15 protein-coding genes are annotated in these 19,155 nt (G+C 69.9%); 7 read left to right on the top strand and 8 right to left on the bottom strand.

What is annotated here, in order from left to right:
• On the bottom strand, positions 1-2,148 hold the full coding sequence (locus tag G4D83_RS11630) for a peptidylprolyl isomerase (RefSeq protein ID WP_163864798.1): 2,148 nt from the start codon (positions 2,146-2,148) through the stop codon (positions 1-3).
• A gap of 56 nt (positions 2,149-2,204) precedes the next feature.
• On the opposite strand from G4D83_RS11630, the gene G4D83_RS11625 reads away from it, so the two are divergent.
• From G4D83_RS11625 to G4D83_RS11610, 4 genes are all read left to right on the top strand, one after another.
• Entirely contained in the window at positions 2,205-3,161 is a 957-nt protein-coding gene (locus G4D83_RS11625; protein ID WP_163864797.1) for a hypothetical protein, read from the top strand.
• Between the two features lie 68 nt (positions 3,162-3,229).
• A complete protein-coding gene (locus G4D83_RS11620) occupies positions 3,230-4,165 on the top strand; it encodes an AAA family ATPase (protein ID WP_163864796.1) in 936 nt (311 codons plus the stop codon).
• On the top strand, positions 4,162-5,508 hold the full coding sequence (locus tag G4D83_RS11615) for a DUF58 domain-containing protein (RefSeq protein WP_163864795.1): 1,347 nt from the start codon (positions 4,162-4,164) through the stop codon (positions 5,506-5,508). Before G4D83_RS11620 ends, G4D83_RS11615 begins: the two co-directional genes overlap by 4 nt.
• A gap of 201 nt (positions 5,509-5,709) precedes the next feature.
• Entirely contained in the window at positions 5,710-8,475 is a 2,766-nt protein-coding gene (locus tag G4D83_RS11610) for an SNF2-related protein (RefSeq protein ID WP_163864794.1), read from the top strand.
• On the opposite strand, the gene G4D83_RS11605 is transcribed toward G4D83_RS11610, so the two are convergent.
• From G4D83_RS11605 to G4D83_RS11580, 6 genes are all read right to left on the bottom strand, one after another.
• Entirely contained in the window at positions 8,457-8,828 is a 372-nt protein-coding gene (locus tag G4D83_RS11605) for a Smr/MutS family protein (protein WP_163864793.1), read from the bottom strand. The two genes, G4D83_RS11610 and G4D83_RS11605, sit on opposite strands and share 19 nt — an antisense overlap.
• On the bottom strand, positions 8,749-9,057 hold the full coding sequence (locus tag G4D83_RS11600; protein ID WP_163864792.1) for a hypothetical protein: 309 nt from the start codon (positions 9,055-9,057) through the stop codon (positions 8,749-8,751). Before G4D83_RS11600 ends, G4D83_RS11605 begins: the two co-directional genes overlap by 80 nt.
• 44 nt (positions 9,058-9,101) lie before the next feature.
• On the bottom strand, positions 9,102-10,157 hold the full coding sequence (locus tag G4D83_RS11595; protein WP_163864791.1) for a DUF72 domain-containing protein: 1,056 nt from the start codon (positions 10,155-10,157) through the stop codon (positions 9,102-9,104).
• Positions 10,158-10,286: 129 nt separating this feature from the next.
• Complete coding sequence (locus G4D83_RS11590) at positions 10,287-10,412, bottom strand: LuxR C-terminal-related transcriptional regulator (RefSeq protein ID WP_275902366.1); 126 nt, start codon at positions 10,410-10,412, stop codon at positions 10,287-10,289.
• A gap of 97 nt (positions 10,413-10,509) precedes the next feature.
• The gene (locus tag G4D83_RS11585; RefSeq protein WP_163864790.1) at positions 10,510-11,433 is read right to left on the bottom strand and encodes a diacylglycerol/lipid kinase family protein; all 924 of its coding nucleotides are present in this window, start codon (positions 11,431-11,433) and stop codon (positions 10,510-10,512) included.
• Positions 11,434-12,290: 857 nt separating this feature from the next.
• Entirely contained in the window at positions 12,291-13,178 is an 888-nt protein-coding gene (locus G4D83_RS11580; RefSeq protein ID WP_163864789.1) for a PhzF family phenazine biosynthesis protein, read from the bottom strand.
• Positions 13,179-13,312: 134 nt separating this feature from the next.
• Here G4D83_RS11580 and ehuR point away from each other — a divergent pair, with 134 nt between their 5' ends.
• The gene (ehuR, locus tag G4D83_RS11575) at positions 13,313-14,716 is read left to right on the top strand and encodes a MocR-like ectoine utilization transcription factor EhuR (protein ID WP_163864788.1); all 1,404 of its coding nucleotides are present in this window, start codon (positions 13,313-13,315) and stop codon (positions 14,714-14,716) included.
• Here ehuR and aspS read toward each other — a convergent pair whose 3' ends face one another.
• Positions 14,717-16,534 (bottom strand): aspartate--tRNA ligase, encoded by a 1,818-nt coding sequence (gene aspS / locus G4D83_RS11570; RefSeq protein WP_163864787.1) that lies wholly within the window; start codon positions 16,532-16,534, stop codon positions 14,717-14,719.
• 178 nt (positions 16,535-16,712) lie between these two features.
• On the opposite strand from aspS, the gene G4D83_RS11565 reads away from it, so the two are divergent.
• Both G4D83_RS11565 and G4D83_RS11560 read left to right on the top strand, forming a co-directional pair.
• A complete protein-coding gene (locus G4D83_RS11565; RefSeq protein WP_163864786.1) occupies positions 16,713-17,840 on the top strand; it encodes a hypothetical protein in 1,128 nt (375 codons plus the stop codon).
• A gap of 24 nt (positions 17,841-17,864) precedes the next feature.
• Positions 17,865-19,154 (top strand): hypothetical protein, encoded by a 1,290-nt coding sequence (locus tag G4D83_RS11560; protein ID WP_163864785.1) that lies wholly within the window; start codon positions 17,865-17,867, stop codon positions 19,152-19,154.
• Position 19,155 lies beyond the last annotated feature (1 nt).

The following is a 19,155-nucleotide window of genomic DNA, read 5'->3' as shown; positions in this document are numbered from 1 at the left end:
TCACGGGGCCAGCGTCACCGCGCTGACCTCCCGGATGACGTCGCCTTCCAGCAACGCGTCCACCACGTCCAGCCCCGACACCACCTCGCCAAAGGCCGCGTAGCGGCCGTCCAGGTGCGGCTGCGGCGCGTGGGTGAAGAAGAACTGGCTGCCGCCGGTGTCCTTCCCGGACAGCGCCATGCCGAGCACGCCGCGCAGGTAGGGTCGCCGGGTCATCTCGCAGCGGATGGAGTGTCCCGGGCCGCCCTCCCCGTCTCCGCGAGGGTCTCCTCCCTGCGCGACGAAGTCCGGCACCACGCGGTGGAAGGTGATGCCGTTGAAGTAGCCCTTGCGCGCCAGGGCGTAGAGATTGCCCGACGTGAGCGGCGCGTCGTCCGCGTCGAGCCGCACGGTGATGTCGCCCTTCTCCGTGCGCAGCACCAGCGCGGCCCCCCTGGGCGCGGGCTCCGGACGGAAGGCGTACGGCGGAAGCTCCACGCGCGCGGAGCGCACGGGCTGGCCGGTGAGCTGGGTGAGGGCCTCGGCGGCCACGCGGCGCACGTTGGCGTGAGGAAGCGTCAACCACTGCTTCATGCGCGCCTCGGTGCCAGGAAGCTGGAGCGCGACGAGCGCGCTCGCCACGGGGTCCGCGAGGTCCGGCTCGGAGGGGACGCGGTCGGCCAGCGCCTCCAACTCCGGCTGTGCACCCGGGGCCTTCAGCTTCCCCAGCGTCGCGGCGGCCGCGCCGGCCACCACCAGGTCCTCACCGCGCAGGAGCGGCGCCACGGCCGTCGCCGCACGAGGCACGGGGCGCTCGGCGAGGACCTCCATCGCCGTGAGCCGCACGCGCGCCGACGGGTGGCGCAGGTAGCCCACCGCGAAGTCGGCGGGTGTCTTCTTCGGAGAGAGCGCCGCCTCGCGCAGGCCCAAGGCCAGTCGACGCTCTTCTGACACCCGGCCGAAGCCACAGTTCATCGTGTCCGCCACCATGCCGCGCTGACGGTCCAACGCCGCCGCCAGCCGGCAGTCGAGCCACCCCAGGTCCGAGCGCGCCACATCCGACGCCGCGCCCCGCTCCGCGTCCGCCAGCGCGAGACGGAGCGACACGAGCAACGGCGCGCCGAACTCCGGCAACCCCTGCTGCGCCAGGGCCAGCAACGGGTGCCCATCCGCGGAGCGCGCCAGCGTCTCCACGCGCGGCGCCGCGCCCGTGGGCATCGGCGTCTCCATTCCCCGAGCCACGCGCTTCGCTCGGGGCACCAAGGCCTCGAGGGCATCCAGCGGCGCGCAAGGCCCGCCACACGTGGCCGCGAGCTTCGCCAGCGAGCGCGCCGCTTCCGCCGCCACGCGAGGCACCGTGTCGTCCAGCATCCGGCCCAGCACCACCGCGTCCTCCGGTCCACCCACGTCACCGAAGGCCTTCACACACAGGCCGCGCACGTCCGCGTCCTCATCCGACAGACACGCGCGCAGCGTGGGCAGGCTCTCCGCGCGCTTCGCCGTGGCCAGCAGATACGCGCCGCCATAACGGGCCGACACCGGCCGCCCCGCCGCCATCAGCGCCTGCGCGGGCGCCAGGGACACGTCCTTCACCACCGCGGCACCACCGCGTCGCGCCGCCACGCCCAGCGCCAGCGCCGCTCGCCCAGCCGTCTCGACGTCCTCGCCCTGGAGCCGCTGGACGAGTCTCGCCAGCGTATCCGCCGTCGCCAGCCGGCCCAGGGAGTCGAGCTGCGCGGCACGCACCGCCGCGTCGCGCTCGTCCTCTTCGGCCGCCAGCAAGGGCGTCGCCAGGCTCGCCCGCTCGGTCTCCGTGAGCGGCTCCCAGGAGAGCGCCAGCTCGCCCGCCGCGAAGGCGGCCTCACCTCGGACCAAGGCCTCCGAGTCCTTCAGTCCAGCGACGACCGCGTTCACCGTGGCCATGTCCTGGATGCGAGCCAGCGCGCGCAGGGCCCTCGCCCGGATACGCGGATCCGGAGCACTGGTGACCAGCGCCACCAACTGCCCTTCGCCCAGCGAGCGCCGGTCCTCCCAATCGCGGATTCGGGCCATCACCTCCGCGTCGGGCGGGTCCGCGTCGGGGCCCGGCACGGCGCGGACACAGCCTGTGACGAGGACGAGGAGGGCCAGACAGACGCTGGGGAGTCGGACGAGGCTCGGGCGGCTCATGCGCTGGGGCCTAGGCCAATTTCCCGCGAAAATCCAGGGGTTAGGCCGCAGGCAGTTTGACACGCGCGGCCCCGGGCTCCGAAGATGGCGGCTCGCATCTCTCAGCAGGAGCGCTGGTCCTGAACTGCCCTGGCTGCGGCTCGCAGGTAGCCGCCGACGCATCCATCTGTTCCGTCTGCGATTACATCATCGACAGCTCGTTCCTCTCCTCGGAGCCACCTGCCGACAACGATGAGGAATCCACGGGCGCGAGCGAAGACCCTCGCCCCCCTCCTCCCAAGCCCGCGCGTCCTCGGCCCGCGGGCAAGTCCGGAGCCAGGCCCGCCGCGCCGGCCAGCGCGGACGCCACCAACGTCAAGAGCGTGCAGGACATCGCCCGAGGCGCGCCTCAGCGCCCCAGCCGCCCCGCGCCCGCGACTCGCGCCGCGGCAGCCACGGCCCCCAAGCGCACCGCTCCCGCGCCTGCTCCCGCTCCCGCTCCGGTCGCCACGGGTTCCGACCCCTGGGCGCGCAGGGGTCGCGACGACGAGGAGGGCGGCAACCCCATCGTCGACCCCGAAGAGCTCATGCAGGACGCCAGGGATTTGATGGGCGCGATGAGCGCAGGCGACAAGATTGCCTTCTACGGCTCGGGCCTGGTCGTCCTCTCGTGCTTCACGCCCTGGAAGGAGACGGCGGCGGACGGTGACGCCCTGGGATTGATGAGCACGGGCTTCGGCGCATTCGTGCTCTCGCTGATGGTGATGGTGGCCATCGGCGTCCGGGTGCGCAGCTCGTTCCCCAACCTCAATCCCGTGGTGCCGTGGATGGCGCAGCTGTTCACCACCTTCGTGTGCCTCATCTGGTGCATCGTCTTCATCAAGGTGTCGTCGGACACGACGCTGGTGCCCACGCCCATCGGCAACGCGGAGATGATGAACTCCTCACCCAGCTTCGGCGTCTTCATCGGCCTGCTGGGCGCGGTGGCCGCGCTCATCGGCGCGTTCCTCGGCCTCAAGAGCAAGAACGACTGACGACACGGCGCGCGCGCCACGAAAGTGGTGCCGCGCGACTCGACGGCGGTCTACCGTTCCCCGCCACCATGTCCGACGCCACTCCCCTCGCCCGCCTCACCGCCGCGCTCGCCGGCACCGTCTTCGGCCAGCCGCGTGTGCTCGCCGACCTGGTGACCGCCTTCCTGGCGCGCGGCCACGTCCTCCTGGAAGGCGTGCCCGGCGTGGCGAAGACGCTCACCGCGCGCAGCATGGCTGGAGCCCTGGGGCTGCTCTTCACGCGCATCCAGTTCACCCCGGACCTGATGCCGGCGGACATCCTCGGCACCAACATCTTCCAGCCCCAGGACAACGCCTTCCGCCTGGTGAAGGGCCCCATCTTCACCGAGGTCCTCGTCGCGGACGAAATCAACCGCACCCCGCCCAAGGCCCAGGCCGCGCTGCTGGAGGCCATGGAGGAGCGCCAGGTCACCATCGACGGCGTCACCCACCCGCTGCCGCCGCACTTCTTCGTCGTCGCCACGCAGAACCCGCTGGAGCTGGAGGGCACCTATCCCCTGCCCGAGGCCCAGTTGGACCGCTTCCTGATGCGCATCCGCGTGGGCTATCCGGACTCCGACTCCGAGACGACCATGCTGCGCGCCTTCCACCAGCGCGAGGGACGGCCGCCCTCCGTGGACCGCGTGCTGGACGCGCCCACGCTCATGGAGCTGCAGGCCCGCGCGGCCCGCGTCACCTGCGACGACTCCATCCTCCAGTACGTCGTCGCCGTGGTGCGGGACACCCGCGCCAATCCCCGCGTGAGACTGGGCGCGAGCCCCCGCGCCGCGCAGGCGCTCCTGGCCGCGTCCAAGGCCCGCGCCGCGCTGATGGGCAATGACTTCGTCACCCCTGACGACGTGAAGGGCGCGGCGGGCAGCGTGCTCAACCACCGCCTGCTCCTCAAGGCCGAGGCCGAGGTGGAAGGCGTCACCACGGATGACGTGCTGAAGCAGACGCTCGAGCGGGTCCGGGTCCCCCGGTGAGCGTGGGCCGTCCCGTCCCCACCGGCCTCGCCGTCGCACTGCTCGCGGTGGGACTCCTCCCCTCCTCGCTGACGGTGGCCAGCCCCGCGTTCGGCTGGCTGGCGCTGGCCCTGGACGTGGCGGTGCTCGCCCTCTGCGCCGTGGACTTCCTCCGCGCGCCCCGGGTGGAAGACGTGAAGGTGGCACGCGAGGTGGAGCCCATCCTCTCCTCGGGCACCCGCAACGCCGTGCACCTGGCCTTCGAGCAAGTGGACACGGGCCCCGCGCCGCTGCGCCTGGAGGTCCGCGACGAGCCGCCCCAGGTCGTCGCCAGCACCGGCCACCACCAGTCCCTCGTGCTGCCAGCCCTGAGCGGCGCGCCCCTCACGCGCTCCCGGCTGACGTACTTCGTCACCCCTCCGTCCCGAGGAGATGCGAGCTTCGGCGACCTCCACCTCCGGCTCCTCGGCCCGCTGGGACTCTGCGCTCGACAGGTGCGCGTGCCCGCGGCGCAGTCGGTGAAAATCTATCCGGACCTCACCGCGCTCTCTCGGGAGGCCCTGGCCCTGGCCCGCTCCTCGGACGCACCATCGGAGAGGACGCTGCGCCGCCGCGCGGCGGAGGGACGCGAGTTCGAGTCCCTGCGTGAGTACCGCCCCGGCGACGACTACCGCCACATCGACTGGAAGGCCTCCGCGCGCCACGCCAACACCCTGGTGCGCACGTGGCAGCCCGAGCGGCACCAGCCCATGTTGCTGCTCCTGGACTGCGGGCGACACATGGCCGGCAAGGTCCAGGGCCGTCGCAAGCTGGACCACGCGGTGGACGCGGCGCTCCGCCTGGCGCGGGTGGGCCTGGACGCCGGAGACGTGGTGGGAGTCATGGCCTTCGCCAGCGACGTGCTCACCTTCCTGCCGCCTCGCAAGGGCCACGAGCACCTGCGCCTCATCACCGAGTCGCTCTACCGCGCCGAGGCCGCGCTGGAGGAGAGCGACTACGGCCGCGCCTACGACTTCGCCTTCGCCCGACAGACGCGACGCACCCTCGTCGTGCTCTTCACGGACCTGGTGGACCCGGATGCCTCGGCGGGGCTGCTCACCCGCACGCTGGCCCTGCGGCCCCGGCATCTCCCCGTCGTCGCGTCGCTCCTGGACGAGGACGTGCGCGACGCGGCCATCGACGTGCCCGTGGAGGCGCAGGACGCGTACTCGCGACAGGCCGCCACGCGGCTGGAGTCGGAGTTCCGCCGCACCGCCAGCACCCTGCGCGACGCGGGGGCGCTGGTGGTCCGCGCACCGGCCCAGGGGTTTGGCGCGGCCGCGCTCAACGTGTACCTGGACGTCAAGTCGCGCGGGCTGTTGTAGGCCTCGCGAAGATGTCCAGCGGAAAGTTCGCGCGACGCTCATTTCTGGAGTACGCGCGCGTCGCTCGCGAAGAAGCATGCCAATCGCGCGGAGGCCTAGAATTCGGCCTCGGAGACGACCCCCTTTACACCGGAGCCTCCGTCAACAAAATGGCGCGTCTCTCTCGCCCGCTGTGTCGGTGGGCGCCCCGAAACAGAGCGGATGGAGACGGTCTTGGCGGAGGTCGCAAGGGGATTGAGGTTGGAGGTCGAGGCGGACGCGGCGGCCATCGCCGCCCGAGGAGCGGAGGCCACGGAGCCATCGCCCCGGACGACGCTGACCCCCTTCCACGAACGCCTGCTGGCGGAAGAGCTGCTGGCACGCAGTGGTGATACGCAACAACGGTTGGCGGGAGCCCTGTCCGAAGCAAAGGTCGACCTCAACCCGCATCAAGTCGAGGGCGCCATGTTCGCGCTCGACTCGCTGTCGCGCGGCGGCTGCATGCTGGGCGACGAGGTGGGCCTGGGGAAGACCATCGAAGCGGGGCTCGTCATCGCCCAGCTCATGGCCGAGGGGAAGACGCGCATCCTCATCCTCGCGCCGGCCACGCTGCGCGCGCAGTGGAACAGCGAGCTGCGGGAGAAGTTCGACCTGGACAGCGTGATGGTGGACGGGCGCACCGTGCGCGCCACCGGCAACTGCTTCGACCAGCCCTTCCCCGTCATCTGCTCGCACCCCTTCGCGGCGAACAAGGCGCACCTGACGTCGGAAATCGCGTGGGACCTGGTCGTCATCGACGAGGCCCACCGCCTGCGCAACGCGCACCGGGCCAACAACAAGATGGGCCAGGCCCTCAAGGCGTCCCTGGCGGGCAAACCCAAGCTGCTGCTCACCGCCACCCCGCTCCAGAACGACTTGATGGAGCTGTTCGGGCTGATGTCGCTCCTGGACGAGCAGATCCTGGGCCCCGAGCACGCCTTCCGCAGCCGCTACCGCGTGGACGAGGGCGGCGGCATGTCCGAGGCCGCCGCCGGAGAGCTCAAGGAGCGCCTGGCGCCCGTGGTGCAACGCACGCTGCGCCGTCAGGTGCGCGAGTACGTGCGCTACACCAACCGCCGCTCCATCGTGGAGGACTTCACGCCCTCGCCCGAGGAGCATGACCTCTACGAGAAGGTCAGCGAGTACCTCCAGCGCTCGGAGGCCGCGGCGATCGAGCCCGGCAAGAAGACGCTCCTGACGCTGTGCTACCGCAAGCTCCTGGCGTCCTCCACGTATGCCATCGCCCCGACGTTGCGGCGGCTGTCGGACAACCTGGAGAAGCGACTGGCGGCGGCGAAGCTGGGCCAGCAGGCGCTCGCGATGTTCGAGCCCGAGGAGGCCAAGCAGTTCGTCGAGGAGGGCGAGGAGTGGTCCGACGACCCGGCCAAGGCGCCCAACGTGCGCGCCCTGGAGCAGGAGGTCTGGGAGCTGCGGCAGTACGCGGACCTGGCGGACTCCATCAAGGTCAACGCCAAGGGCGAGGCCCTCAAGCGGGGCTTGGACCGCACCTTCACGGTGATGCGCGCGCACGGGTGGCCGGAGAAGGCGCTCATCTTCACCGAGTCCAAGCGCACGCAGCAGTACCTCTTCAACCTCCTGTCGGAGCACGGGTACCGGGGGAAGATTTCGCTGCTGTCGGGTGACGCCGGCACGCCGGAGGACCGGCGCGCGTTGGTGGACGACTTCCGCAACAAGACGCAGATCCTCATCTGCACCGAGGCCGGCGCCGAGGGCCTCAACCTCCAGTTCTGCAACCTGGTGGTGAACTACGATTTGCCCTGGAACCCGCAGCGCGTGGAGCAGCGCATCGGCCGCTGCCACCGGTATGGCCAGCAGCGCGACGTGCTGGTCATCAACTTCCTCAACCGGATGAACGCGGCGGACGCGCGCCTGTTCGAGCTGCTGGAGAAGAAGCTCAACCTCTTCGACGGCGTCTTCGGCGCTTCGGATGAAATCCTGGGCGCGCTGGAGAGCGGCGTGGACTTCGAGCGCCGCATCCTCGACATCTACCAGGGCTGCCGCAAGGTGGAGGACATCAACGCGGCGTTCGACAAGCTGCGCTCGGAGATGGAGGGGCGCATCAGCCAGCGCATGACGGAGATGCGCTCGGTGGTGCTGGAGCGCTTCGACGGCGATGTCCGCCGCCGCCTGCGGGGCCAGGGAGAGCAGACGAAGGAGGCCCTCGCGAAGCGGCAGCAGGAGGCGCGCGCGCTCACCAGCTCCGTGCTCGGAAGCCGCACCTCCGGCCGGCTGGAGATCGCCAAGGCCGCCTACGCCGTCAAGGAGCGCAAGCAGGACGCCGTCAGCTACCTCCAGCTCGACGCCGCGGGCCTTCCCTCACGACTGGCGCGCCTGGCCGGCAGCGAGGGCTGGTGGTTCGCCTACAAGTTCGAGACGACGGGCCTGAAGCCGGAGGAGAAGCTCGTCCACCTGGTGCTGGTGAAGGACCGCGAGGGCAACTTCCGCGCCCTGCCCCTCCAGGACGGCGCGCACTTCGTGAAGCTGGTCGCGAAGGAGGAGAAGCGCCGGCAGCCCGCGCCCGTGTCCGTGCAGCTCATGCAGGAGCAGTCGCTGGTGACGGCGAAGGACGAAATCGTCCGCGCCGCCGAGCGCCGCAATGCCCTGGAGCTGGACAAGGCCAAGGAGCGCGCGGACCGCTACGTCGAGGACTGCCTGATGGAGTCGCGCGAAGCCGTCGAGTCGGCCCGGCAGCAGTGGATCGACGCGCGCAAGCAGGTGTCGTCCGTGGAAGACATCGCGGAGCGCGCGAAGGCGCGGGCGAACTCGGACCGGATGGAGCGCGAGTACCGCCGCAAGCTGTCCTCGCTGCGCAACGAGGAGGAGAAGCGCTACGCCGCCAAGGACCGGCAGCTCGCGGAGCTCGCGAACAAGGCCAAGGTGAACGAGAAGCGCTCGCTCATCGCCTCCGCCTACTTCTGGCTGTCCTGAGGCGGCAGCGGCTTGAGCCGCACCCACGTCGCGCCCCAGCCTCCATCGAACTCGGAGGCGGGGCGGAACGACTCCACCTCCTCCAGCGTGGGCAGCAGGGCCTGCACCGTGCGACGCAGCGCGCCCGTGCCCTTGCCGTGGATGACCCGCACGTCGAGCAACCCCTTCTGGCGACAGGCCCAGAGGTACTCGATGACGAGGGGCTTCACCTCGCGAGGATGGAAGAGATGCAGGTCGAGGGTGCCGTCGATGGGCAGCTCGAAGACTTCATCGTCAGCGGGCGGGGGTTCCGGCCCCTCCGGCGGGAGCGATGGCTCGCTTGGTGGGAGAGGCGGCAGGCGCCGTGGGCTCATTCGTCCATTCCCCCGACTCGCGCTTCTTCTGCTCCGCCTCCAACCGCCGCCGCTCTCGGGCCGCCCGGAACTGGTCCGACACCGAGTCGACCTCCTGCTTCAGCGCGGAGAGGTGCTTGTTCCAATCCTCCGTCGCAGTGACGTGCTCGTTCGCACGTTCATCGCGCGCGCCCGCGCCTCCGGCTGTCGTCATTTGAACCAGCAGTGCGGCGATGAGGACAGACTTCATGCCCCCTCAAGTAAGCAAGTGTTGTGCATGGGCGCAAGGGGCGTTCATGACGCGACGCTCCGCTGGTCCCCCTCCGTCGCCCTGCTCGTGACGATACGTTCCGCCAGTTTGATGGCGGACAGTGGCGCGCTGCCCTCGGCCTTGTTGTTGATGGTGACGAAGACGGGGCGCTCGCGGCGCAGGGCGGCCAGACACGCGCGGGCCAGCAAGTCGCGGGTGGGCACGTCCTCGTCCACCAGCCGGTTGAAGGGCGCGTAGCGAGCGCGAGCCTCCTCGTAGCCCAGGTTCGGCGGCAGCATCCACCGCACCACCAGGGCCCGTGCGTCCAGCGCCCGCGTGCGCTTCGCCTGAATCCCCATGGAGGGCATGTGGGCCCATACCGCGAGCACCGGACATGCCCCCACGTCCGCCAGCGCCTGCGCGAAGCCCTCCGTCAGCAGCTCCTCGTTGCGCACCTCCACCGCGTACAGGGGGCCCTTGGGGAGCGCGGCGAGGAACGCGTGCAGCCGCTCCACGAAGCGCGCGGTGCCGCCCAGGACTTGCGGGTCCTGCGGTGGAAATTGGAAGACGAGCGGACCGCCCTTGTCGCCCAGGCCGTCGACGAAGGGGCGCACCACGTACTCCTCCGCGTAGGCCGCGTTCAGGAACCGCTCGTTGAGCTGTCCCCGGTGCGCGCCGTAGCGCTCGTGCACGGGGAAGCGCGCCAGGGTGCAGGCCTCATGCGCCTTCACCAGGAAGCGGAAGTCCGCGGGCACCTGCTCGGCGTACTCGGCGAAGGCCTCGGCGTTGATGGGGCCGTAGAACGTCCGGTCGATGCCCACGGTGCGCAGCACGGGGTGGCGCGCGTACGCGGACAGGCCCTCACGCGCGAGCTGCGACGCGGCGGCCTCGTGGTCATAGACGAGGCCGGACCAGCCGGGGAACGTCCACGACGAGGTGCCCAGGTAGACACCCGTCGGCAGCTCCCGGCCCAGGTCGGCGAGGGGCTCCGGCACCGGCGCGGGGGCTACCGGCTGGGTCCTGCTCCGGCTCCGCGTGGGCGGCTCGACGGGCGCGCCCGTGAAGAGGTCGAGCTGGGAGGGTCCGCGCTGCTGGGCCATCGGGCATCTCTCCTGTGTCCTACGGACACCGGAACGCGGTGCCGCGCGTCCAGCAGGCATAACGCCGGACGCCACATGATGCAGGAGGTTGCCCCAGAACCCGGGGACTGCCCAAGAGGGATGTACGGCCTACAGACAGCCGAGCTCCATCGCCCGGAGCACCGCTCGAGTCCTGTCCCGGACACCGAGCTTCGACAGGATGCTGGAGGTCTGGTTCTTCACCGTGCCCTCCGCCGTGCCGAGCGCCTGGGCAATCTCCCGGCCGCGATACAGGTCGTGGAGCGCTCGCGGACCTGGGCCTCAGGCTCGCGGGACGTCGGGAGCATGCGCATCAGTCGCACGCCCGCGCGGCCTACACCTTGATGCGGATGGCGGCGGGCAGGAGCGTGAACGTGGCAGGCAGTCGGCCCGGCGTCTCTCCATCGACGTCCAGGTAGACCTCCTGGCCATCCACCGACTCCGCGTGGACCTTCTGGCAGCGCAGGCGGCGCGTGCCTTTCCAGGTGACGTGCGAGCCGTTGTAGACGCCCTTGGACTTGAGGAGGAAGTCGCTCAGGCCGTAGCCGGACCAGATGGTGATGTCGAACACGCCATCGTGGGTAATCGCCTCGGGGGCGACGAACATGCCGCTGCCGAAGTAGCGGCCGTTGGCCACGGCGACGGCGGTGATGTCGAGCGTCTCCGCGGGCCCATCATCCGTGGACAGCCGCACCTTGCGCTCGGTGTACTTCACCAGGCCCTTGAGCGTGCCCCAGACGAAGCTGAAGTTACCGCCGAGGGCCTTGCTGCCGCTGTTCACCTCGCGAGCCACCACCGCGCTCACGCCGAACGAGGCGATGTTGGCGAAGTAGCGCGTCGCGGGGTTGCCATCGTTGTCGATGAAGTCGAGCCGGCCCACGTCGAAGGGCTCGGTGGTGTCCGAGCGGAGCCGCTCCAGGGAGGACTCCAGGTCGAGCCCCCAGCCGAAGGTGCGGCGGAAGTCGCCACCGGTGCCGCGAGGAATGAGGCCAAGGACGGCGTTCGGGTTGATGGCCTTGCCGTCGCGGAAGAAGCCGTTGGTGACTTCGTTGAGCGTCCCGTCGCCGCCGACCGCGACGATGCACTCATAGCCCTGGTCAATCGCCTCGCGGGCGATGCGCGCGGCATCCATCCCGCCCTGGGTGAAGCCGTGCCCGAACTCACCGAGCACCTTCCCCACCTGCGCGGCAATCTCGACCCAGCGCTTCCCGGTCTGGCCATTGGCGCTGCGCGGATTGACCACGAGGAACGTCTTCATCGGCACCTACCCCTCCCTGTAACGCCCCTGTTTACGCGGTTGTGGCGCGGTACTCCACTTCGCGACGCACCCCCAGGGTCGTCCAGGTCCCCCGCCACCCGGCATACGGCTGACGCACCGCACAGTGAGGCCCGGCTCCAGCCAGCCCCCCACGACTGGCCGCCTCTCTGGAATGTGCCTTCAGGGACCCAAGGCCGGGTTCAATCGCCCACCTCACGGCGGGCCCCGACGTTCCACGAGGAAGAGAGGTCTGCATCGCAGAAGACGCAGACGAACCATCCGTCCTTCACCAGGGTGACCTGGCCACACGCCGTACACCGCCGGAACAGCATCTTGGTGGTGAAGCCCGACGGAGGCCTCAGGCCCGCCCGATTCAAGGCCCCCTCCACGGCAGCCCAACAGGTCACATCAGGGCAGTAGCCAGTGGAGAGGTTCGTCACCTCGACAACCGAGGGCTGGGGCGAATCGTCGCGGAAGCGAATCTCGCCAGCGGCGAGGACCTCTTCACCGCTAGCGCACGCGACATGCTCGGACCTCCGAGGCGCGAGGCGCAAGCTTCCGCGCAAGTCGACCACATACGTCGCACCCTCGACGAGTGCATCGGGGTTGGCGGCAAGCCAATCCCGGACGTCCCTTAGGGAGCTGACCGGAGTACCAGCCAGGGCATCCGAGGAACGGCGGCGTATCTCCTCGGGACCAACATAGGGGTAGGCAAGGAATCGCATGCGTCGCGGACGGCTCGGGACTCGGTTTGCGGACGAGGCCTCTCAGTGAGCACTGCACACGGCGGAGCGTCCGTGTGGAGCGAGCAAGGTCCGTCGACGACCGGCGTCCTGGAACAGGGTCGGGCCGCTCCGCTACACGTGCAGCGTGCCGTCGAGGACCGTCACCGCCGCTCCGCCGATGCGAGCCTGCTCGGGCTGCCTGGCGCGTCCAGTGACCTCCACCTCGATGCGCCCCGGTTTGCCCATGGCATCGCCCTGCTCGATGCGAGCGCGCACCGTGCCGCCCTCGGCGGGCAGCGGCAGCACGCCGTGCATCGCCAGGTACATGCCGAGCGGCCCGGCCGCCGAGCCCGTCGCGGGGTCTTCCGGCACACCCATGCCGGGCACGAAGTATCGCGAGTGCGCCACGCTGCCCTCCTCCAACGTCTCGCGCGAGAAGAAGTACGCGCCGCTCAGGCCATGCGGCCGTAACAGCGTGTCCAGCGCGCTCGAACGCGGGGCCAGCGCCCACACGTCTTCCCTCCTGCGGAACGGCACCATCACCCGGTGCGCATTGCGCCGCACGGGCAACGAGTCATCCACCATGTCCACCGTCCCACCCACGAGCGCGAGCACCTGCTCCAGCGGCACCGGCGTCTCCAGCCACGGATGCCGAGGCGTCACAATCCACGCCCGGCTCCGGCGCGCGTCCACCGCCTCCATCTCCACGTCGAGCACCCCCGCCGCGCACTCCAGCTTGAGCGGCCCCGCCCGAGGCACGAGCCCGCGCTCGGCCAGCAGATGGAACGTCGCCACCGTGGCGTGGCCGCAGAAATCAATCTCGCTCGTCGGCGTGAAGTAGCGCAGCCGCACGCCCTGCGACGTGGGGCCCGAGATGACGAACGCCGTCTCCGATGCGCCCACCGCGGCCGCGATGCGCTGCATGGCCTCCCCCCCCAGGCCCCCCGCGTCCAGCACCACACCCGCGCGATTGCCCGCCCCAGCGGTCTGCGTGAAAGCGTCGACGATGGTCACCTGCATGGCGTGCCTCTCCCATCCACGGCGCCAGGCCGAAGCCCGCACCGTCCTTCGAGTGTACCGACACAATCCAGCCCAAGAATCGACACAGTCGATACATTGCGCGAACACGCCCGGCAACTGTATGCATTGTCACCATGACAATCTGGACGCCCAATCTCCGGGGCCGAGAGGGGCCGCTGTATCGAATCCTCGCGGATGCGCTCGGCGCGGACATCGAGGAGGGCCGCCTCGCCGCCGGAACCCGCCTGCCCACGCACCGTGAGCTCGCGGAGAAGGTGGGCGTCACCGTGGGCACCGTCACGCGTGCCTACGCCGAAGCAGAGCGTCGAGGCCTCATTGGCGGCGAAGTCGGTCGAGGCACCTTCGTGCGCCACCGGGACACCCCGCGCCAGTTCCCACAGCCCGCTCAGGACACAGACGACGACACCCTCATCGACCTGGGCCTCAACTGGCCGGCCTCACCCGCGGGAGACCCCGCCGGCTCCGCGCTCAAGAAGTCACTGGAGGCCCTGCAACGCTCCACTCACCTCTCGGCGCTGCTCGACTATCAACCTCACGCGGGACACCCGGAGCACCGCGAGGCTGGCGCCGAGTGGATGTCCCGCTTCGGCCTGGACGTCGAGCCCTCGCGAATCATGGTCTGCTCCGGCGGACAGCACGCGATGGAAGTCGCCCTCAGCACCCTTACGCGCCCTGGCGACACGGTGCTCTGCGAGTCACTCACCTACCCCGGCCTCAAGGTGCTCGCGAACCGGCTCCACCTGCGGCTGCACGGCGTGGCCATGGACGAGCAAGGCCTCCTCCCGGACGCCCTGGAGACCGCGTGCCGCACCGGCGCGAAGGTCCTCTTCTGCCTGCCCAACCTCCAGAACCCCACCGGCGCCGTCATGCCCGAGGAACGCCGGCGCCGCATCGCCACGGTGGCCCGCAGACACGGCCTCGCCGTGGTGGAGGACGACGCGTACGGCCTCCTCCTCGACAAGCGACCACCACCGCTCTGCACGCTCCTGCCGGAGTCCGGCTGGTTCATCGCGGGTGTCTCCAAGCTGCTAGCCCCAGGGCTGCGCATCGGCTACCTCGCGGCACCCGGAGGACCGAGCACCGAGCGACTCGCGGAGGAAGCCGCCCTGGCCGCGCGAATGACACCCGCGCTCACGGCCGACATCACCGCGCGCTGGGTATGTGACGGCACCGCCGATGAGCTGGTGGTGCGCCGTCGCCGCGAAGCACACGAGCGACTGGAGCTGGCGAAGGACGTGCTCGGGGACCTGCTGCCACGTCAGGGCCGAGCCACCACGTACCACCTGTGGCTCAAGCTTCCCTCGCCCTGGCGCGCGGAGGCGTTCACCTCCCAGGCCCGGCGGCGCGGCGTGCTCGTCATTCCCGCCGAGCTGTTCACCGTGGGCCCGGCCACCGCTCCAGCGGCGGTGCGCGTGTGCCTGGGAGCACCACGCACCCGCGCCTCGCTGGAGAAGGGCCTGCATCGACTGCGCGAGACACTGGAGGGGGGGCCGGAGCCCCTCGCCTCCATCGTCTGACTACTTCTGCGGGGGCGGCACCGGACGGACATGCAGCTCGCGAAGCTGCTTGTCGTCCACGTCGCCGGGCGCGCCCGTCATCAGGTCCGTGCCCGTCTTCGTCTTGGGGAACGGAATCACGTCGCGCAGGGACTCGGCGCCGGTCAGCAGGAAGGCGAGCCGATCCATGCCCAACGCAATACCACCGTGCGGAGGCGCGCCGAACTTGAGCGCGTCCAGCAGGAAGCCGAACTTCGCCTGCGCCTCCTCCTCGCCGATGCCCAGCGCCTTGAAGACCTCCGCCTGGACCTTCGGGTCATGCAGGCGGATGGAGCCGCCGCCAATCTCGAAGCCGTTGAGCACCACGTCGTAACGGTGGCACTTCACCCGGCCCGGGTCGGTGAGCAGGAACGGCACGTCCTCGTCATGCGGACGTGTGAAGGCGTGGTGCGCCGCCACCCAGGTGTTGGAATCCTCGTCGTGCTCGAACAGCGGCGGGTTCACCACCCACAGGAACTTCCACTGGCCGCCGCTGCCGTACTCCGGAATCAGCCCCAGCTTCTTGGCGACATGCACGCGCAGGTTCGCCATCACCGTGTGGACCAGCGACTCCTTGCCGAACTGGAACAGGAGGAGGTCGCCCGTCTTCGCGCCCACGGCCTGGTTGATGGCCGCGCGCAGCGCCGGGGTAATCGTCTTGGACAGCGGCGACTGCGTCCACTCGCCACCCTCGCCCACCTTCGCGCGCGCCAGGCCCTTCGCACCGGCCTGCTTGGCGAACTCCTCCAGCTTGTCGCTCTCCGCGCGGCTCATCGCCTTCTCCGCGGGGACGACCATCGCCTTGACGATGCCCTTGTTCTGCACCGCCTCGAACATCATCGGCACGCCGCCGGCTTCACCGTGCTCGCGAATCAGGTCCGTGAGCACCGTGTGCTCCAGCCCGAAGCGCAGGTCCGGCTTGTCGTTGCCGTACTTCGCCATGGACTCGTAGAAGTCCATCCGCGCGAAGGGCGTGGGCACGTCGATGCCGAGCACCTCGCCCCACAGCTTCTTGATGAGCCCCTCGATGATGGTGAAGATGTCGTCCTGGCTGACGAAGCTCATCTCCACGTCGATCTGCGTGAACTCCGGCTGCCGGTCCACGCGCAGGTCCTCGTCACGGAAGCACTTCACGATCTGGAAGTACCGGTCGAAGCCCGCCACCATGAAGAGCTGCTTGTAGAGCTGCGGGCTCTCCGCCAGCGCGTAGAACTTGCCCGCGTTCATCCGGCTGGGGACCAGGAAGTTGCGCGCGCCACCGGGCGTGTACTTGCCCATGAACGGCGTCTCCAGGTCCAGGAAGCCGTGGTCCACCATGTACGCGCGCGTCAGCGAGTGCATCTTCGAGCGCGTCATCAGCGACTTCTGGAGCGGCGCCCGGCGCAGGTCCAGGTAGCGGTGCGCCAGTCGCTTCTCCTCCGAGGTGTCAATCGAGTCCTCGATGGGGAACGGGGTTGGCTCGGAGCGATTGAAGATGGTGAGATCCGTCGCCTTGATCTCGATCTCCCCGGTCTTCATCTTCGGGTTCACGTTCTTGCCACGCGACACGACCTTGCCGCGCACGCCGATGCAGAACTCCAACCGAAGACTGCCCGCCAGCCCATGCGCTTCCGCGTGGTCCGGCTCGAACACCACCTGCGTCAACCCATCCCTGTCCCGGAGGTCGATGAAGACCGCGCCGCCGTGGTCTCGACGATTGTGCACCCAGCCGAAGAGGACGACCTCTTCGCCAACATTGGTCGCGGTGAGCTGACCGCACGTGTGGGTACGCTTGACCTCGGAGATGAACGGGACCGCCATGGAGACCGCCTGCGTGGTTCGTAGAAGGAAAAGGCGCGGCACCATAGAGACCGTGGAAACGATGCGTCAAGGAGTCCGCGCCGTGCTGACTGCTCTCAAACGGTCGACTCTCCACGCGCGTCCTGACGTTCCTCGGACCCGCGCGCGACTTCTCGCCGCCCGCCGTGTTGACCTGCTCATGAAGGGGGAGCCAAGCACGCGCAAGCCCGGGCCCTGGGCCCTGCCTCGCCAGGCAGGCGTCCTGCTGGGGCTGGTGGCCACCCTGCTCACCGCGCCACCAGCCCGCGCCGAGTCCGGAGACACCACCGTCAGCGTGGAGACCACCGTCGGCAAGGACTTCCGCGCCTGGAGCGTCCTGGGTGACGTGGAGCTGCGCGACGGCGCCACGTTCCTCACGCTGGGCTACACGGGAGCCCGCCCCGAAGCGGGCACCGCCCTCACCCACCAGCTCAGCCTGGGCGCGGACCAGGTGCTGGGCGACCACTGGCTCCTGTCCGGCATCATCAGCGCGAGCCTGCCCAAGGACACCACCGTCGAACTCGTCCCCGAGCGCCCCGCCCGCCGCCTCCCCGCGGCGGACGCGAGCACCGGCTACGCCAGCCAGGGCGCGCTCGTGGCGCTCGCCTATGACTCGGCGGGCTTCTCCGACGTGGAGCTGGGCGTGGACGCGAGCGTCTCCCTCACCCGCCACCCGCTGAGCCGGGAGCTGCTCGTCACCAACGCCCAGGGCACCACCACGCGCTTCGCCCGCGAGGACATCCTCTGGGCCGCGCGGCCCGGGCTGGGCGTCCGGCTGCTCCTGGGCACGCGCTGGGAGCTGGGCGCCCGGGGCAGCCTGTCCCTCTACAGCGAGGACCCGCTGTCCGCCGGCCAGTTCACCGAGGAGGAGCAGGCCGCGCTGGTCCGCCGCGTCGAGAACGCCGTGGAGACGCGCCGCGTCCTGCGCCGCTACCAGGCCCGCGTCAACAAGGACTTGGGTACCGCGCTGGCCCGGCGCATGGCGGACGCCAACGCCACCGCGGGCATCCCCACCGCGCCCTCGCGCTTCGACGTCAGGCCCTCCCTCACCTGGAAGCCCGGACGGGACGTGCGGGGGCAGGTCTCCTACGCCTTCACCCGCTACGTCGCGGGCGAGGGGTGGTCCCACCTCCTGGGCACCCGCTGGACGGTGAAGCTGGGGGCGCCACTGAGGGTATGGGCCAGCGTGGCGCTCCAAGAGGACCACCTGGAGGCCATGGACCCGGGGGAGGCCCCGTCCAGGGTCCGTTCCGGCCTGGTGACGCTCGGGGGGGAATACACGTTCTGAGCGGACCGGGGTAAAACGGCCTCCATGCTCCGAACAGTCATCGCCACCACCGCCGTGCTGGGCTTGGCCGCCGGCTGTGCGCCCGACACGAGCGCCCCGGTCAAGATTCGCGCACTGGTGCTCTCCAGCAACGGGCAGTACGTCCCCGAGGAGGTCGAGCTCAAGACGATCGCCGACGTCGTCGGGCTCAGCGGCAGCGTCGCCGACCTGCACGGCGGCGCGCGCATCGTCTACGACTCCAACGACCAGGACCTCGCCAACGCCACCACGCCCGAGGCCTTCGTCAACGCGCTGATCAAGGGCGAGGGCCGCGACGTCACCGCCAGCTACATCTCCCAGGATGACGTCCTGTGGCCGGCGGACTTCCACACCTGGAACATGGTGACGACGTACTACAACCTCGAGCGCGCCTTCGATTACTTCCACGACGTCACCAACATCCCGACGGCCGACTTCAAGAAGCCCGTCAAGACGTACTACTTCCCCGACTTCACCATCACCGACATCAGCCGCGACGCGCTGAAGGACAACGCCCTGTATTTCTCGGCGATGGAGTCCTTCCTCGTGCTGCCCTTCGATGAGCTCCAGCGCGCGCCGCTGGCCATCAACGCGGGCGTCATCACCCACGAGTACTCGCACCGCATCTTCAACCTGAAGGTGTACGCCGGGCAGGCCTTCCCCCTGGCCCTCAGCACGTGGGCCGCCGTGGGTGGCCCCAGCCAGGGCGCCAACATCCTCAAGTCCTTCGACGAGGGCCTGGCCGACCTGCACGCGTACGGCGCCACCTGCCGCACGAAGAACGGCTGCGACACCCGCTTCCTCTCCACGTCCTTCGAGGGCCCCGACTACGGCTCCATTCCGGCCGACCGGGACCTGGCGAAGGCGGACCGCTGCATGGACGCGTCCCTGCGCGACAGCATCCGGGGCGACAGCCTGGATCAGTTCACCGGCAAGGAGTACCGGGTGGGCACGCTGCTCGCCAGCGCGCTGTACCAGGCCGGCGAGGCCACCGGGCAGCGAGACATCCTGCTGCGCTCCATCGTCACCGCCTACAGCGACTCCTCGACGACCACGCCCGGCCTGCTCCAGCTCACCCAGCAGTACCTCGCCGACCAGACGAAGTTCGACCTGGCCGTGGCGTCGAGCGCCATCATCAGCCACATCACGGACCTGCGGCTGAAGGAAGCCGTCTGCAACGAGCTGATGGACCACCTGCAGATTCCCCGGGATTTGCTCGTGGGCACCACCAATCCCAACCTCTGCCCGCCCAGCGCCGCTGGCGGCACCACCTGCCCCCGACTGAGCGTCGACTGAT

The organism is Myxococcus eversor, from assembly GCF_010894455.1.
Lineage (GTDB): Bacteria > Myxococcota > Myxococcia > Myxococcales > Myxococcaceae > Myxococcus > Myxococcus eversor.
Note: the sequence above shows the minus strand (reverse complement) of the source record. Positions and strands in the feature narration are given on the sequence as shown.

Coding starts and splice junctions, on each gene's coding strand:
- G4D83_RS11630 (WP_163864798.1), bottom strand. CDS start 2,148: ATGAGCCGCCCGAGCCTCGTCCGACTCCCCAGCGTCTGTCTGGCCCTC.
- G4D83_RS11620 (WP_163864796.1), top strand. CDS start 3,230: ATGTCCGACGCCACTCCCCTCGCCCGCCTCACCGCCGCGCTCGCCGGC.
- G4D83_RS11610 (WP_163864794.1), top strand. CDS start 5,710: ATGGAGACGGTCTTGGCGGAGGTCGCAAGGGGATTGAGGTTGGAGGTC.
- G4D83_RS11605 (WP_163864793.1), bottom strand. CDS start 8,828: ATGAGCCCACGGCGCCTGCCGCCTCTCCCACCAAGCGAGCCATCGCTC.
- G4D83_RS11600 (WP_163864792.1), bottom strand. CDS start 9,057: ATGAAGTCTGTCCTCATCGCCGCACTGCTGGTTCAAATGACGACAGCC.
- G4D83_RS11595 (WP_163864791.1), bottom strand. CDS start 10,157: ATGGCCCAGCAGCGCGGACCCTCCCAGCTCGACCTCTTCACGGGCGCG.
- G4D83_RS11585 (WP_163864790.1), bottom strand. CDS start 11,433: ATGAAGACGTTCCTCGTGGTCAATCCGCGCAGCGCCAATGGCCAGACC.
- G4D83_RS11580 (WP_163864789.1), bottom strand. CDS start 13,178: ATGCAGGTGACCATCGTCGACGCTTTCACGCAGACCGCTGGGGCGGGC.
- ehuR (WP_163864788.1), top strand. CDS start 13,313: ATGACAATCTGGACGCCCAATCTCCGGGGCCGAGAGGGGCCGCTGTAT.
- aspS (WP_163864787.1), bottom strand. CDS start 16,534: ATGGCGGTCCCGTTCATCTCCGAGGTCAAGCGTACCCACACGTGCGGT.
- G4D83_RS11565 (WP_163864786.1), top strand. CDS start 16,713: ATGAAGGGGGAGCCAAGCACGCGCAAGCCCGGGCCCTGGGCCCTGCCT.
- G4D83_RS11560 (WP_163864785.1), top strand. CDS start 17,865: ATGCTCCGAACAGTCATCGCCACCACCGCCGTGCTGGGCTTGGCCGCC.